Origin of the sequence: Microcoleus sp. N3A4 (genome assembly GCF_036701805.1) — a bacterium.
Lineage (GTDB): Bacteria > Cyanobacteriota > Cyanobacteriia > Cyanobacteriales > Microcoleaceae > Microcoleus.
Genome location: NZ_JAUBRJ010000012.1, coordinates 88,301 through 102,796, shown reverse-complemented (window position 1 = coordinate 102,796; position 14,496 = coordinate 88,301). Strand labels below are relative to the sequence as shown.

Genomic DNA, 14,496 nt, shown 5'->3' with positions numbered 1-14,496 from the left:
GAGGCGCACCCTACTTTTAAGTTAGTATAGTGGGCAATTAAATGTTTTTTGTCTAAGGTTTGTCAGCTAAATTTTTTCTCTTTTTGCCGCTCCGTTTGGGGCGGTTTTTTTTATGGTAAATTTAGGTAAGCTGCAAACAAGGAGAATATTTATATGTCTGTTCAGCTTCAAAAACGGTTATTTACAGTAAAAGAATATCATTTGATGACTGAGGCTGGTATTCTCTCCGAGGGCGATCGGGTAGAACTCATAGAAGGAGAGATTGTTAAAATGGCTGCAATTGGTACTCGTCACGCAAGTTCCGTTAAGCGTCTCACCAGGCGCTTCAGCCTCATTCCAGAAGATCGGGCCACTCTGGGTGTCCAAGACTCTATCCAGTTGACTGAGCGCACTGAACCTCAACCGGATGTTGTATTGCTGCAACCTCGTGCTGACTACTACGCCACAGCCCATCCTGTACCGTCTGAAGTTTTGCTGTTAGTTGAGGTTTCAGATAGTACGGTTGATTATGACAGAGATGTGAAATTATCCATTTACGCTCGATCGCTCATTCAGGAAGTTTGGCTTGTAGATTTAGTTGAAGATTGTTTGGAAGTCTACCGTCAGCCAAGCCCGAACGGTTATAGTTTAATGCTCAAGTTTTGGCGCGGTCAACAAGTTGCGCCGCTGGCTTTTTCCGATTTAGAAGTGAGCGTTGATTTTATATTGGGTTAATAGAATTTTTTTTATTAAATTTTACTAATTTAGGGGGCGATTTGAATTCGCAAAATTTCGCTTCTTCCTTCTACTATAATAAGTTTAATTCCTCAAATCAGCGCAAGTGTTATGACTATTGCCAAATCATTTGAATTGGAAGTCACCCATCTCCCAGACCACACTGAATTACCAGAGTCGGACGGTACTTTTGTGAAAAACTTTCAAGAACTTCCTCAAAGCATTATTCTCACTGATTCACTCCGACCAATATTGCAACGAATTCATCCTGACGGACGCTACCGCATCGGTCAAGATTGCGGGATTTATTGGCGTTTAACTGACCCTCTCGAACGCGGTGCGGAAGCGCCCGATTGGTTTTATGTGCCGAATGTTCCCCCACTATTAAATGGTGAGGTGCGACGTTCTTATGTATTGTGGAAAGAATACGTTGCACCGCTGATTGTTTTGGAATTTGTGTCTGGGAACGGTGCAGAAGAGCGAGATAGAACGCCGCCACCAGAACCCGGTCAAGCCGAAGAACAAAAGGTGGGAAAATTTTGGGTTTACGAGCAGGCGATTCGCGTGCCTTACTACGGCATTTATGAAGTGAAAAAAGCCGCTGTAGAAATGTATCATTTAGAAGACAATTGCTATCAGCGCATGAGTGTAAATGAGCGCGATCGCTATCCGATTCCCCAGCTTGGAGTTGAGTTGGGAATTTGGCAAGGTGAATATGATGAGATGAATTTACCTTGGTTGCGTTGGTGGGATAGTGAAGGGAATTTGCTGTTAATTGGAGAGGAACGTGCGGCAGAAGAACACCTGCGGGCAGAACGAGAAAGCCTTCGCGCCCAACAAGAAAGTCTTCGCGCCCAACAAGAAAGCCTTCGCGCCCAACAAGAAAGCCTTCGTGCGGAGGAAGAAAAACAACGGGCAGATCGCCTTGCAGAAAGGTTGCGCCAAATGGGGATTAATCCTGATGAGGTGTGAGTATTTTTAGGTTGTTAAATGGGGTACGCTCGCACTTTTTTCACAGCAGGAATATCAGAAGTCGGGAAAGGGCGATCGCACTTTCGATCTCCTCACCCCATTGTTTATATTAAGATTTCCTTAATTGCTTTCATCTGGTACAGAAATCAGTGCTACTATTAACAGCTTAGCTAGGGGTGCCCGAATATCCGGGCTGAGAAAACACCCTTAGAACCTGAGTCTGGGTAATACCAGCGGAGGGAAGCTGTTTATCAAGGAAATTAAATATGCGTACCGAATGGATCGCGAAGCGTAGCGGGCACACCAATGTATCTCAGATGCACTACGCCCGTCAAGGTGTAATTACTGAGGAAATGCACTTTGTTGCTAAGCGAGAAAATCTCCCGCCAGAACTGATCCGCGCCGAAGTAGCACGGGGACGGATGATTATTCCCGCTAATATCAATCACACGAATTTGGAACCGATGGCGATCGGCATTGCCTCTAAATGCAAAGTCAATGCTAATATCGGTGCATCTCCCAACTCTTCCAATATGGAAGAAGAAGTTGACAAGCTTAAACTAGCAGTTAAATACGGCGCTGATACCGTGATGGACTTGTCCACCGGCGGCGGGAATTTGGATGAAATTCGCACTACAATTATCAAAGCTTCACCGGTGCCGATCGGTACTGTACCAATTTACCAAGCACTAGAAAGCGTTCACGGTAATATGGAAAGTCTGACCCCCAATGACTTTCTTCACATCATTGACAAACACGCTCAACAAGGTGTTGATTACCAAACAATTCACGCCGGAATTCTGATCGAGCATTTGCCGTTGGTGAAAAATCGGCTGACTGGAATTGTCTCTCGCGGCGGCGGCATTTTGGCGCGGTGGATGCTGCACCACCACAAACAAAATCCTCTCTACACTCACTTTAACGACATCATTGAAATCTTCAAAAAATACGATGTTTCGTTTAGTTTGGGAGATTCTTTGCGCCCCGGTTGCACTCACGATGCGTCGGATGATGCTCAATTAGCTGAACTCAAAACTTTGGGACAATTAACTCGCAAAGCTTGGGAACATGACGTGCAGGTAATGGTGGAAGGCCCGGGCCACGTGCCGATGGATCAAATTGAGTTTAATGTCAAGAAACAAATGGAGGAATGTTCGGAAGCACCCTTCTATGTTTTGGGGCCGTTGGTGACAGATATTGCGCCTGGATACGACCACATTACCTCAGCAATTGGGGCAGCGATGGCTGGTTGGTACGGTACTGCAATGCTGTGTTACGTGACGCCGAAGGAACACTTAGGATTGCCGAATGCTGAGGATGTCAGAAACGGGCTGATTGCTTACAAAATTGCGGCTCACGCTGCAGATATTGCACGGGGCCGTCCGGGTGCGCGCGATCGCGATGATGAACTCTCGAAAGCGCGTTACAATTTCGATTGGAACCGTCAATTTGAGCTGTCATTAGATCCAGAACGGGCAAAGGAATATCACGACGAAACTTTGCCGGCGGATATCTACAAAACTGCTGAATTCTGTTCGATGTGCGGGCCTAAGTTCTGTCCGATGCAGACTAAGGTTGATGCCGATGCTTTGACGGAATTAGAGAAGTTTTTGGCTAAGGAACCTGTAGCCCAAAGCTAATTGGATTAATTCGTAGGGTGGGCAAAGCCCGCCTTACTTAATTGTAAAACTGTTTCGTTTCTTGTGGGGCGGGCATCCTGCCCGCTCAAAAGTAGGGTGCTGATGGCGCACCTTACTTAAGGTTATATTAAAAGGAGTTTCCAAAAAGGAGAATTGCGATGTTCCCTTGCAGGTACTTTTTTGTTACCAACTAATCCAGAATTTTATCGAGATTGGGAGGAGAAAAAAAAGTAGCTATGTGCTCTTTAGTTAATAGTTTGCCATCTGGGTCATGTCCAAATTCTTTATTTCACCTTGTCAATATAACACTCTTCATCAACTCAATTTCGTCTAAACTGCACTCGCCTCGCAAACCCAGTTCCTAAGAATGAATATAATTGCCACCGCGATAGTCAATTAGTCGCCTACCCTGTACTGGTAAACTAACTGAGCGTTGGGATTGATTTCGTTGCTTAAGAGGCATTCCGTTTCCAGATTCAAAGAACAGCGGCGGATTCAAACGCTAATCTCATGCCGCCTATTCCTGAGAATAAGTCAATAAAACGGATTTTTTTCATGGCGATTAACCAGGCGGTAAAAAATCATATTTTGTACTATTTTTTAATGGAGGCAGAGCCTCTAGATATTTATTACCAGGCAGAGCCTGGTAACCATAAATTTTCAATTCGTAGGGTACGTTAACGCAGTGTAACGCACCGCCAACCTCATGCAGCATTTGAGCTAAATAAAAGATTTACCTCGAGATGTTAGCTTGCACAGTTTCTTGGCACGTTGAAAGAATGCGCCGATCGTTTGAGCTAATTGTGCGAATAGAATGCAGATTGGTTAGCTGAGTATTGATTTCAACTGCTTGAATCTTTCCGGCTGAGATTGCCTTCCCGTACAGTGTATTTCCCTGGATTTTACCAGTGAAGCACGCAAAGTCCGATCGCGGCGCGTAGATTGCACCAACGACGCGATCGTTCTGGCGTTGAAACACAATATAGTTTTGAAGAACTTGGTTGGGCTGTGGCGAATCTCCGTACAGGTAAATACCATCTGGCAAAGCAGCAACATTAGTCTTAGATGGATTTTGTTGTGCTTGAATCGGTTGTTGCTGAATGCCAACACCAATGAGTGTCAGAGGAAAAATAAAGGCTGTTGCCAGTAGTTTCCATTTCCCTTTAACAGATGCAGGTAAAATCATTGCTGCTTCTCCTTGCGCCACGTCATCTAACATATTAAAACAGTCTTCTCTAGTTAATATCTCACTCAGGTTATAATTTCGCTCTGCTAAAATCTGCCGATTGGTAGAGATTCTGAACCTGAAAGCTTGTGCTTGTTTAGCAGCGAAAACTTTATTTTCCCTTGTCCTCCAAGTACCTGAGCTGATTTTGATAAAATTAGAGCGGGCTTAGTTTCTAATCCCACCCAATAAAACACATATTTCCTAGCGGCGTTGCTTAATCAGGGTATGAAACAAATAAGTTGAAAATCCAGAAGCTTTGTGAATGCTGGTTTTTATGACTTGCATATTTAGCCTTTCATACCCTGATTAAGCAACCCCAGAATTCTCTGCACTGCTGTCTAATTTGTAACAATTGGAACATCATTTTCAGGCAAAGATTTGCGCGTGCACAGATAAGCCAAAGGCCCAAACAGCGGCACTAATGTCACTGCCCAAAATGCTGTGGCATTCTGCATTCCTCGGCGCGCCATGTCGTCTGCCAACAAAGCCGGAAATAACAGGCAAAGCATACAAAAATCTAAACTCATTACATGAATAAAGCGGCTAGTCTGCCACTGCTGAATAAAATCTGACCAATCGCCTTTTGTCAAGCCAAAGGCAACTAAAGCAGCAGCGCATAAGGTGAGGAAAATCGCAGTAAAACGGGAGTCTAATATGTTTAAAAATACATTTTTTCTGCCAGAAAACTCTGGACTAGGTTCGCGCAGGGCTAAATAAGGCAACAAGGCAAATGCGCCGACGCCAAAGGATAAAGTGGCAAATAACCATGCAGGTATTTTCTGCCCCCTGCCGTCAGCAAACAGCACGCAACTGTAAATCAGCGGCCAGACTCCCATGATGTTGAATAAAGCTACAATTAAAGGGTTGATCCCTGCTATTTTGCCTGTGGAAAGATTGGTAATTAGTGTGAGGGTTTTTTCTGGGCTGTCGGGTGGTGCAAATACAAAAGCGTAGGTGCTAAATGCAATCCAAAGCAGCCAAAATCCAATTTTTCGGAACATAGTTAGTTTTTCTTACTTGTGAAATTACTATAGCAAGCTTAAGGGGTTTTTGAAGGAGAGTTTTTTTTATTAACCGCAGAGGACGCAGAGGAAGAGAAGATTATATCTGAATGTATATTGCTATTTGGTATTGCCTGTTTTTGGCAGATTGCTAAATTTTTGCATAAATTGGCGATCGATCCAATCTTTCCAGTACCACAATAACGGTGATTCCCACATGAAATTGCCGCGAGAGGCGATCGCCCTTTTATTTCCCGTACCAATTAACCCTAAATATTGTTTCTGCGGTGCAAAGGGTTTCAGCGGTTTTCCCAATAAAAACTGCTGCAAATTTTCAAACAGCGGTTTGCCCTGACGCACGGCAAACACGCCTGCTTTGGGACGGGGATAATTAACCATCGCAGCGATGTCTCCAGCCCCAAATACGTTGGGGTGAGAGACTGATTGCAGGCAATCGTTGACTTGCATAAAGCCGTTTGAGTCGGTGGCTAAACCGGATTTTCCGATCCAATTGGCTGCCGATGCTTGTGTTACCCAAAAAATGCGATCGCACTTTAATTTTAAACCAGATTTACAGGAAATTTGGGCATTGGGCATTGGGCATTGGGCATTGGGCATCGGGCATTCTTGATTATCTTCTATGTCAATCGTTTCTGGCTTTTCTATAGCACTAACTTTTTCCATTAAATGCAGTTTAATCCCACGACTAATCAGAATTTCTTTCAGGCGGCGACGAACCCGTTTGTTATGTCCCGGCATCAATTCAGCACCGCTATGAAACAAATGAATTTCTAATTCTTCTTCTTCTTCTTCTTCTTCTTCTTCTTCTTCTTCTTCTTCCTTGGCTCTTGCGTCTTCCCTCAATATCCATCCGTTACATCCGTTACATCCGTTACACAATCCGTTGCCGAACTTCCTTCTTCCCTCTTCCTTCCCCAATCGAGATTGCATATTTAATGCTAATTCTACGCCGCCGGCACCGCCGCCCACAATGACAATTCGCAGCGGTTTTTGGGGAGAGTTTTGCCTTTCGGAAATTAACTGATTCCAACTAGCTAAAAACTCCGGTACGGGTTTAGCTGCAATTGCATATTCTGCGGCACCCGGTACAGATAAAGTCGCGGGAGTGCTGCCGATATCCACAGAAAGCAAATCAAAATTAACCGGAGGGCGAGTTTGACAAATAACTAAATTTTTGTTAAAGTCGATCGCGATCGCCCGATCGACCAATATTTGACACCCGGCAAATTCCGCGAGCGATCGCAAATCGATGTGACATTCATCATAATTGTAAAACCCGGCAACGTGCCCCGGCAGCATCCCCGAATAAGGCGCGTGCAGGACATCGCTAATCAGAGTCAAACGCACTCCCGGCAGCGGTTTGATGCCGAACATTTTTAATACAATAGCATGACTGTGACCGCCGCCAATTAAGACTAAATCTTTCACAATTACAGATGTTCGATCGAAATGTTCCAGCACCGATATTGTACAGCACTCGCACTCCTTGGGCCGCACTGTCCGGTAAGGAGAGCTTGCAGTGCGTAATGAATGATTTCCCAGCACTTTGACAGAATGCTCTCACCTACTCTCTGTCTCATAGATTATACTTCGCTCAGTTGCGATCGCATAACATTAATTCACCCATTTCAGTTAACCGATTCCACATTCAGCGCCAATGGCTGTAGACTGTAGAGCGAGCAAATTTTATCACCAAATTATGCCGGGGTGTGTTTCTACAGCTAACTCACCATTCACAACTATGACATTACGCATCATTCCGCGCAGTTGGCAGCGATCGATTAAAACTCTTTTCCCGCTTCTGTTTGCCCTCTCATTGATTATAGTATTGCTGGCGAACAACTTAATTCCGGCGATCGCCCAGCAACCCCGCCAGGAAATTCGCGGCGTTTGGATGACGACAAACGACAAAGACATCCTCAGAGATCGCCGCAAACTAGGAGATGCTGTCAGCCAACTAAAACGGTTAAATTTTAACACTATTTATCCTGTAGCCTGGAATTCTGGCTATGCAATGTATCCCAGCTATGTAGCGCAGCAAAGAGACATTCAACCCTTTGTTTACAGAGGGTTAGACGGACAAGATATGCTCGCAGATTTAATTGATAAAGCTCACCGCCAAGGCTTGCTAGTAATTCCTTGGTTTGAGTTTGGTTTCATGGCTCCTCCCACCTCAGAATTAGCCTTAAATCATCCCGAGTGGCTGACACAAAAACAGGACGGCAACCAAATATCAAACGACGCCGGCGGCGAAGTAGTTTGGCTCAATCCCTTTCATCCAGAAGTGCAACAATTCATTACCGAACTTGTACTAGAAATCACCACTCAATATAACGCAGACGGCATTCAATTTGACGATCACATGAGTTTGCCGTCGGAATTTGGCTACGATGACTACACAGTTGCTTTGTATACCAAAGAAACAAAAAAAGCTCCGCCCAAAGATTTTCAAAATCCAGCATGGGTGCAGTGGCGAGCCAATAAAATCACCGCTTTTATGTCGCAGCTAAATCAAGCCGTCAAAGCAGTAAAACCCAATGCAATTTTCTCAATTTCTCCGAATTACTACGAGTTTGCTTACAAACATCACCTGCAAGATTGGCTGGCTTGGGTGCGTTTGGATATTGCCGACGAGCTAATCGTGCAAGTGTACCGTCCCAATTTAGAATCATTTGTGGGCAAAATTAACCGTCCAGAAATGCAAGAAGCACAGCAAAAAATCCCCACCGGAGTTGGGATTATGACAGGTTTGAGAAATAGCCCAGTACCGATTCAGCAAATTAAATCTCAGGTGCAAGCAGTCCAAGCATACGGCTTAGGCGTCGCTTTCTTCTACTACGAAAGCTTGTGGGAATATGCGCCCGAACCCATCGCAGTTCGACTTTCTCAATTTAGCGATTTCTTCCCGTCTTCTGCATTCCGAACAGCGCTACAAATACCCAGACGCGCGGCGACTTTCCCTCCGCCGCCACCACCAAAACCAGACCCCAAAGCTAAGCCGGATCAACCTACCAAAAACAGCGCACCTTCGCCATCACCAACCACGTAAAATAATTAAAGAGTCATTAGTCATTGGTAATTTTGTAGGGTGTGCCATTAGTCCGACAGTCCGACAGGGGTTTAAACCCCTGTCTCATAGCTGAAGTCGTCTTTAGACGACTGTAGCAATTCTATCAAACCTGTTTTTCTATAGTTAGCGCCGAATATATAGCGGTTCTCAGAAAGATGAGGTACGTAGTTGGGCTTGGGCCCAATAAGTCTGGGTGGTTATGTAAGCTGTCAGTCATACCTCATCTTTTTGAGAAAGGCTATATGTGTAACTCTAATTTTCAAAATTGAGATTACTATTTGAGTCGGTTTTAACTCACATCTTGCACCATTTTCAAGAACAGGCAAGATGCCTGTGAAGCGAAGAGTAGATTTTCTTGTGGAACGGGCCGGAGAGCCCGTTCATAAAAGGCTTATTGACAATGGTGCAACATCTCAGTTTTAACCGACTTATGCTATTAGACAGGGACTTGAGTCCCTGGCGGCCCGTGGCAGAATGAAACAGCTCTACTGGGGGCTAGGGGATACCGAGTTATGTTCCTATAAAATATCCGTATTACCAACAACTACCATCAAGAAAAATGCAAACAAAGCAAACAATTTTACTACCAAAAATGGGCTGCGGCACTTGGGCCTGGGGCAACAGATTCCTCTGGGGCTACAATGAAAGTATGGACGACGAATTGCAAGCCGCGTTCTATCTTTGCGTCAGCAGCGGTGTCACTTTATTCGATACCGGCGACTCTTACGGAACTGGTAAATTAAACGGACGCAGCGAGCAGCTTTTGGGGCAGTTTTCTCAACAATATCAAGGTGCAAATAAAGACAGTATTTGTATTGCGACAAAACTGGCTGCTTATCCTTGGAGACTGACGCGACAATCAATGATATCGGCAGGTAAAGCCTCTGCTGCGCGCCTCGGAAAAAATGTAGATTTGGTGCAAATGCACTGGTCTACAGCCAATTACGCTCCTTGGCAAGAAAGCGCTCTTTTGGACGGTTTGGCTGACCTTTACGAGCAAGGATTGGTCAAGGGAGTGGGCTTGTCTAATTACGGGCCGAAACGGCTGAAATGGGTGCATCGGAAATTTAGCGATCGCCAAATTCCTATTGTTACTTTACAAGTGCAATATTCGCTACTTTCTACCTATCCGGTGACAGAACTCGGATTGAAAGATGTTTGCGATGAATTGGGGATAAAATTGATTGCTTACAGTCCTCTAGCCTTGGGGTTGCTGACGGGTAAATACTCCGAAAACGGCTATATTCCTAAAGGTATCCGAGGTTTGGCGTGCAAGCAGCTACTTCCGGGAATGCGATCGCTTTTGGAATGTTTGCGAGAAATAGCGGCATTCAGAAACAAGACTGTTTCGCAGGTAGCAATCAACTGGTGCATCTGCAAAGAAACTATTCCGATTCCTGGGGCGAAATCTGCGGTACAGGCGAGGGATAATATTGGTGCTTTGGGGTGGGAGTTAGACTCGGGCGAGATTGCCGAATTGGATAAGGCGGCGGCAAGTGTAGATAAGAAAATGGTGCAGAATATCTTTCAAACTCGGTAATATCTGAGATGTTGTACCATTCTCCTGAACAGGCAAGATGCCTGTTCCACAAGACATGAATTTGCCTGTTCCACAAAGAATGAATTTCTTGTGGGCCGTTACTCCTAGCCCGTACCATTCTCCTGAACAGGCAAGATGCCTGTTCCACAAGACATGAATTTGCCTGTTCCACAAAAACTAAATTTTCTTGTGGGGTGGGCTTCTAGCCCGCCCATAAAAGGCCGATCGAGAATGGTGCAAGATGTGAGATGTTGTACCATTCTCCTGAACAGGCAAGATGCCTGTTCCACAAGATATGAATTTGCCTGTTCCACAAAAACTAAATTTTCTTGTGGGGTGGGCTTCTAGCCCGCCCATAAAAGGCTTATTTACATCGCACAAAAATTTTCCACACACCGCACAAACATTTCTACACCCATCCCCAAGGCAGTTTCATCAAAGTCAAAACGCGGGTGATGGTGCGGGTAAGCCAAGTTTTTCTCTGGATTTGCCGAACCCAAAAAGAAATAACAACCGGGGACTTCTTGCAAAAAGAACGACATATCCTCGCCGCCCATTGTTTGACATTCCGGCACGATTCCCGCAGGAGTTTCTACAACTGATTCTGCGACGCCGCGCACCAATTCAGCTATTCTCGAATCATTAATAACTGGCGGGTACAGCGAACAATAATCTAATTGGTAGTTAGCCCCGTGACTCTGACAAATTCCGGCAATTAATTGCTCGATTCGCTTGGCAAAATAACCTTGATATGATGGATTGAAATAGCGCACCGTGCCACCGATTTGAGCGGTGTCTGCAATCACGTTGTGGGCGTCGCCTGCGTGGAATTTGCCGACAGTTACTACCGCTGAGTCGATCGGGTCAATGTTCCGCGCGACAATTGCCTGCAAAGTGCTGACAATTTGGGCTGTAACTACGATCGAGTCCACAGTCTGATGTGGCATTGCGCCGTGTCCGCCTTGGCCAAAAATCGTGCAGTCAAAAACTTCGACAGCAGCCATCAGCGCGCCGCTGCGGACGCCTACAGTGCCTAAAGGTAGATTGTTCCACAAATGCAAGCCGACGATCGCATCAACATCAGGATTCTTCAAAACTCCCGCTTCAATCATCGGTTTTGCGCCCCCTGGGCCTTCTTCGGCGGGCTGAAAGATAAATTTTACTTTACCCGAAAAGCTGTGTTTGTGCTTGGCCAGATAACAAACAGTACCGAGGGCGATCGCAGTGTGACCGTCGTGACCGCAAGCGTGCATAATTCCATCATGCTGCGATCGATAATCCACCTCATTTTCTTCTTGAATGGGCAAAGCATCCATATCAGCTCGAATTGCCAAAACCCGCCCCGGTTTGCCGCTGTCTATAGTGGCGACAATACCAGTTTTAGCAATATTAGTTTGATGCTCTATGCCCCATTCCTGCAACTTTTGCGAGACAAACTGCGCCGTTAAATTTTCATCAAAACTCAACTCCGGCTTTTGGTGCAAGTGGCGCCGCCATTCTACTAGCTGAGGCTGCAAATTTCTAATCTCCAGCCGCAATTGAGATAAATCGACAGAGGTTAAATTCGGTAAAGTAGAAACCATGTTTTATTCTCCTTTTTTTATTAACTTTGAGGTTTAGTCACTTAATAAATGGTAATTACTAATTATAGCAACCCTGAATAATTTGTGAAACTCTCTCTGATCTTTCTCTGCGGTCTCTGCGGTCTCTGCGGTTAAAATAAAATCTTCTTCAATCCTATCTGAATTGTGCAGGAGATTTTTTAATGAACCGCAGAGGGCGCAGAGTACGCAGAGGAAGAGAAGAATGAGAAAGAGAGGTGTTTAGAATAAAGTTACTGAGAAATCTGAGGAACTAAATTCACCCCCGGCAATAAGCGTTCCAAATCTAATTCTGAAGCTGCTTTAGCTAATTTGGCAAGGTCAGTCGGGTCATCTAAATGCGGCAAAATACCCAACACAGGTATTTGAGTTAGCGACTGGATCAAATCTACCGGCGCTCGATCGGCAATTTCTTGTTCAGAACAAGCTTTAACGCAATTAAGCACAATACCTCTAAGCTTAAAACCAGTGTGTTTGGCCAGAGCAGCATTCGCCACAGCTTGCCCGATCGCCCCCAACCTCACAGGTACTACCAAAACCCCTCTCAGCCGCCAATCCCTGGCAATATCGGCCACCGTCAGTTCCCACGTTACAGGCGATCCCAGCCCTCCCAAAGCTTCCACCAATACAAAATCCTTGCGCTCAGAAAGGCTTTGCCACGCCGTCCAAACCTTTTCGAGTTCTATATGTCTCCCCTCCCGTTCGGCGGCAATCGGCGGTGCTAGAGGCGCATCAAAGTGCAGCGGATTGAGTTCTTCGGGGGATTGGTCGAGGGCAAACAAACGGTTGTAGAGTTCGCGATCGCCCGTTCCCGTTTGCAACAGCTTCATAATTCCCAAACTGCGATCGGGAAAATACATTTGCCAATAAGCAGCCAGAGCGCTGGTCAAAACAGTTTTGCCCGCGTCGGTATCAGTTCCAGCAATTAGCAAGGAGTTCATTGACAAATAGCTAAAAAGTAATTGGCCTCAACATCAGTCTAGGGGAATTTTGCCAGAAGTTTAGAGTTCCGGCGACGGTGCTGGAGTTGGGGCAGGTTCCGGCGACGGTGCGGGTTCCGGTGACGGTGCGGGAGTTGGGGCAGGTTCCGGCGACGGTGCGGGAGTTGGGGCAGGTTCCGGTGACGGTGCGGGAGTTGGGGCAGGTTCCGGTGACGGTGCGGGAGTTGGTGCGGGCGTCGGTTTGGGTGCGGGAGTTGGTGCGGGCGTCGGTTTGGGTGCGGGAGTTGGTGCGGGCGTCGGTTTCGGAGTCGGTTTGGGCGCTGGAGTCGGCGCTGGCGTCGGTTTGGGTGTCGGAGTTGGCGCTGGGCTTGGTTCTGGGCTGGGTTCCGGCAAAGGTTCTGGGCTTGGTTCGGGAGTTGGCGCTGGGCTTGGTTCCGGCAAAGGTTCTGGGCTTGGTTCCGGCAAAGGTTCTGGGCTGGGTTCGGGAGTTGGCGCTGGGCTTGGTTCCGGCAAAGGTTCTGGGCTTGGGGTTGGCAAAGGTTGCGGGGTTGGGGTTGGCAAAGGTAGCGGGTTTGGTATCGGAGTTAGTGTCGGCGTCGGACTTGTGACTGCTGGCGGTGTCGGAGTGGGTTTGGGTCGCGAATTGTTGAGAAATGAGCCTACTAAGGCCCAGGAACCGAAGCCAGTCAAGATTACTAAGCCCGTCAGCAGTCCGATCGCAGCGATGGGATTGTCCCAAAAAGAGTTGCCCACAGGCTCAATTAACGGATCTGGCTGGTTTTGTGGGTGGGAACTCTCGGCGGCTGGCTCAGGCGACCTGCCCACGGCCACCGTTGCTATTAGCGAAGCGTTTGTCGGCACCACTGCTGGCGGCGCGGGCGGTACGGTTGGCGGGTTAGGGTTAGGATTAGTTTGGCCGTCGAGTGCTTGGGCGACTTCGCTGACAGATTGATATCGATCGCGTGGAGAGCGGCTCAACATCCGATTCAGCACCAAAGCCAAACCCGCGCTCACCTGCACTCGCTGCTGCCAATTCCACTGCAGCGTTGTTCGATCGAGCAATTCCTGCGGTTCTTGCCCCGTCAGCAGGACGATCGCCGTTACAGCTAAAGCGTAGAGGTCGCTGCTGGCAGTTGCCCGCCCGCTTTGCAACTGTTCCATCGGCGCGTAGCCGATTTTGCCGACAGTTGTCGCGTGGGCTGTTCCTTCGGGAGACTGAACTTTGGTGGCGAGTTCCTTCACCACTCCAAAGTCAATCAGCACTGGCATTTGGTCGTTTTCCCTGCGGATGATATTTTCAGGGGAGATGTCGCGGTGGATGATGCCGCGGGCGTGGATGTGAGCCAGTACCGGTAACATTTGCCGGATAAATACCAAGACTTCGGCTTCGGTGAAGGTGCGGCCTGTTGAAGTTCGATCGAGCAACAGTTCGCGGTAAGTCATCCCTTCCACGTAATCCTGCACTAAAAACAAACGCTGGTTCTCTTCAAATATTGCCCGAAACTGGGGAATTTGCGGGTGCCCAATTTGGTAAAGTATTGCCGCCTCTCTTTGAAACAATTCCTTCGATTTTTCCAAAACGTAAGGCCCGCTTTGCACCGGAATCAATTCCTTCAGGGCGCAGCGTTCTTGAAACCGCCCCAAATCTTCTACTAAATAAGTCCGGCCAAATCCCCCTTGACCTAAAATATTAACCAAGCGGTAGCGGTTTTGTAGGAGAGTTCCAATAGCAATAGGTGGCTGCATAAGTTTAAGTAGAAACTGTTAA

The 14,496-nt window shown here is 46.8% G+C and carries 13 protein-coding genes and 1 riboswitch; of the genes, 5 read left to right on the top strand and 8 right to left on the bottom strand.

Features of this window, described 5'->3' with window-relative positions; genetic code table 11:
* Window positions 1–153 precede the first annotated feature (153 nt).
* From QUA56_RS09825 to thiC, 3 genes are all read left to right on the top strand, one after another.
* Window positions 154–714, top strand: a complete 561-nt coding sequence (locus tag QUA56_RS09825) for a Uma2 family endonuclease (protein WP_333356462.1) — start codon at window positions 154–156, stop codon at window positions 712–714.
* 111 nt (window positions 715–825) lie between these two features.
* Window positions 826–1,686: a Uma2 family endonuclease gene (locus tag QUA56_RS09820; protein WP_333356460.1), complete on the top strand. Its 861-nt coding sequence runs from the start codon at window positions 826–828 to the stop codon at window positions 1,684–1,686.
* Window positions 1,687–1,848: 162 nt separating this feature from the next.
* A riboswitch (TPP riboswitch) is annotated at window positions 1,849–1,945 on the top strand.
* Between the two features lie 7 nt (window positions 1,946–1,952).
* Window positions 1,953–3,326 carry a phosphomethylpyrimidine synthase ThiC gene (gene thiC, locus QUA56_RS09815; RefSeq protein WP_333157664.1) on the top strand — a complete coding sequence of 458 codons (1,374 nt, stop codon included), beginning with the start codon at window positions 1,953–1,955 and terminating at the stop codon, window positions 3,324–3,326.
* A gap of 476 nt (window positions 3,327–3,802) precedes the next feature.
* On the opposite strand, the gene QUA56_RS36805 is transcribed toward thiC, so the two are convergent.
* The 4 genes from QUA56_RS36805 to QUA56_RS09800 all read right to left on the bottom strand — a co-directional run bounded on the left by QUA56_RS36805 (window position 3,803) and on the right by QUA56_RS09800 (window position 6,950).
* Window positions 3,803–3,883: a DNA cytosine methyltransferase gene (locus QUA56_RS36805; RefSeq protein ID WP_445242891.1), complete on the bottom strand. Its 81-nt coding sequence runs from the start codon at window positions 3,881–3,883 to the stop codon at window positions 3,803–3,805.
* A gap of 176 nt (window positions 3,884–4,059) precedes the next feature.
* Window positions 4,060–4,545 (bottom strand): hypothetical protein, encoded by a 486-nt coding sequence (locus QUA56_RS09810; protein WP_333356456.1) that lies wholly within the window; start codon window positions 4,543–4,545, stop codon window positions 4,060–4,062.
* Between the two features lie 347 nt (window positions 4,546–4,892).
* On the bottom strand, window positions 4,893–5,555 hold the full coding sequence (locus QUA56_RS09805; protein ID WP_333356453.1) for a DUF2834 domain-containing protein: 663 nt from the start codon (window positions 5,553–5,555) through the stop codon (window positions 4,893–4,895).
* 120 nt (window positions 5,556–5,675) lie between these two features.
* A complete protein-coding gene (locus tag QUA56_RS09800; protein ID WP_445242890.1) occupies window positions 5,676–6,950 on the bottom strand; it encodes an FAD-dependent oxidoreductase in 1,275 nt (424 codons plus the stop codon).
* A gap of 283 nt (window positions 6,951–7,233) precedes the next feature.
* On the opposite strand from QUA56_RS09800, the gene QUA56_RS09795 reads away from it, so the two are divergent.
* On the top strand, window positions 7,234–8,625 hold the full coding sequence (locus tag QUA56_RS09795; protein ID WP_333356450.1) for a glycoside hydrolase family 10 protein: 1,392 nt from the start codon (window positions 7,234–7,236) through the stop codon (window positions 8,623–8,625).
* Window positions 8,626–9,205: 580 nt separating this feature from the next.
* Window positions 9,206–10,186 carry an aldo/keto reductase gene (locus tag QUA56_RS09790; protein ID WP_333356447.1) on the top strand — a complete coding sequence of 327 codons (981 nt, stop codon included), beginning with the start codon at window positions 9,206–9,208 and terminating at the stop codon, window positions 10,184–10,186.
* 104 nt (window positions 10,187–10,290) lie between these two features.
* On the opposite strand, the gene QUA56_RS09785 is transcribed toward QUA56_RS09790, so the two are convergent.
* The 4 genes from QUA56_RS09785 to QUA56_RS09770 all read right to left on the bottom strand — a co-directional run bounded on the left by QUA56_RS09785 (window position 10,291) and on the right by QUA56_RS09770 (window position 14,474).
* Window positions 10,291–10,446: a hypothetical protein gene (locus QUA56_RS09785; RefSeq protein WP_333356444.1), complete on the bottom strand. Its 156-nt coding sequence runs from the start codon at window positions 10,444–10,446 to the stop codon at window positions 10,291–10,293.
* Between the two features lie 108 nt (window positions 10,447–10,554).
* The gene (locus tag QUA56_RS09780) at window positions 10,555–11,769 is read right to left on the bottom strand and encodes a M20 family metallopeptidase (RefSeq protein WP_333356441.1); all 1,215 of its coding nucleotides are present in this window, start codon (window positions 11,767–11,769) and stop codon (window positions 10,555–10,557) included.
* Between the two features lie 251 nt (window positions 11,770–12,020).
* Entirely contained in the window at window positions 12,021–12,728 is a 708-nt protein-coding gene (gene bioD, locus QUA56_RS09775; RefSeq protein WP_333356438.1) for a dethiobiotin synthase, read from the bottom strand.
* A gap of 60 nt (window positions 12,729–12,788) precedes the next feature.
* On the bottom strand, window positions 12,789–14,474 hold the full coding sequence (locus QUA56_RS09770) for a serine/threonine-protein kinase (protein WP_333356435.1): 1,686 nt from the start codon (window positions 14,472–14,474) through the stop codon (window positions 12,789–12,791).
* Window positions 14,475–14,496 lie beyond the last annotated feature (22 nt).

What these genes read in the sequence shown, in the direction of transcription:
- QUA56_RS09795 (WP_333356450.1), top strand. Translation starts at nt 7,234, where the DNA reads ATGGCTGTAGACTGTAGAGCGAGCAAATTTTATCACCAAATTATGCCG.
- QUA56_RS09825 (WP_333356462.1), top strand. Translation starts at nt 154, where the DNA reads ATGTCTGTTCAGCTTCAAAAACGGTTATTTACAGTAAAAGAATATCAT.
- QUA56_RS36805 (WP_445242891.1), bottom strand. Translation starts at nt 3,883, where the DNA reads ATGAAAAAAATCCGTTTTATTGACTTATTCTCAGGAATAGGCGGCATG.
- QUA56_RS09805 (WP_333356453.1), bottom strand. Translation starts at nt 5,555, where the DNA reads ATGTTCCGAAAAATTGGATTTTGGCTGCTTTGGATTGCATTTAGCACC.
- QUA56_RS09800 (WP_445242890.1), bottom strand. Translation starts at nt 6,950, where the DNA reads ATGTTCGGCATCAAACCGCTGCCGGGAGTGCGTTTGACTCTGATTAGC.
- QUA56_RS09820 (WP_333356460.1), top strand. Translation starts at nt 826, where the DNA reads ATGACTATTGCCAAATCATTTGAATTGGAAGTCACCCATCTCCCAGAC.
- QUA56_RS09770 (WP_333356435.1), bottom strand. Translation starts at nt 14,474, where the DNA reads ATGCAGCCACCTATTGCTATTGGAACTCTCCTACAAAACCGCTACCGC.
- QUA56_RS09790 (WP_333356447.1), top strand. Translation starts at nt 9,206, where the DNA reads ATGCAAACAAAGCAAACAATTTTACTACCAAAAATGGGCTGCGGCACT.
- bioD (WP_333356438.1), bottom strand. Translation starts at nt 12,728, where the DNA reads ATGAACTCCTTGCTAATTGCTGGAACTGATACCGACGCGGGCAAAACT.
- QUA56_RS09780 (WP_333356441.1), bottom strand. Translation starts at nt 11,769, where the DNA reads ATGGTTTCTACTTTACCGAATTTAACCTCTGTCGATTTATCTCAATTG.
- QUA56_RS09810 (WP_333356456.1), bottom strand. Translation starts at nt 4,545, where the DNA reads ATGTTAGATGACGTGGCGCAAGGAGAAGCAGCAATGATTTTACCTGCA.
- thiC (WP_333157664.1), top strand. Translation starts at nt 1,953, where the DNA reads ATGCGTACCGAATGGATCGCGAAGCGTAGCGGGCACACCAATGTATCT.
- QUA56_RS09785 (WP_333356444.1), bottom strand. Translation starts at nt 10,446, where the DNA reads ATGGTACAACATCTCACATCTTGCACCATTCTCGATCGGCCTTTTATG.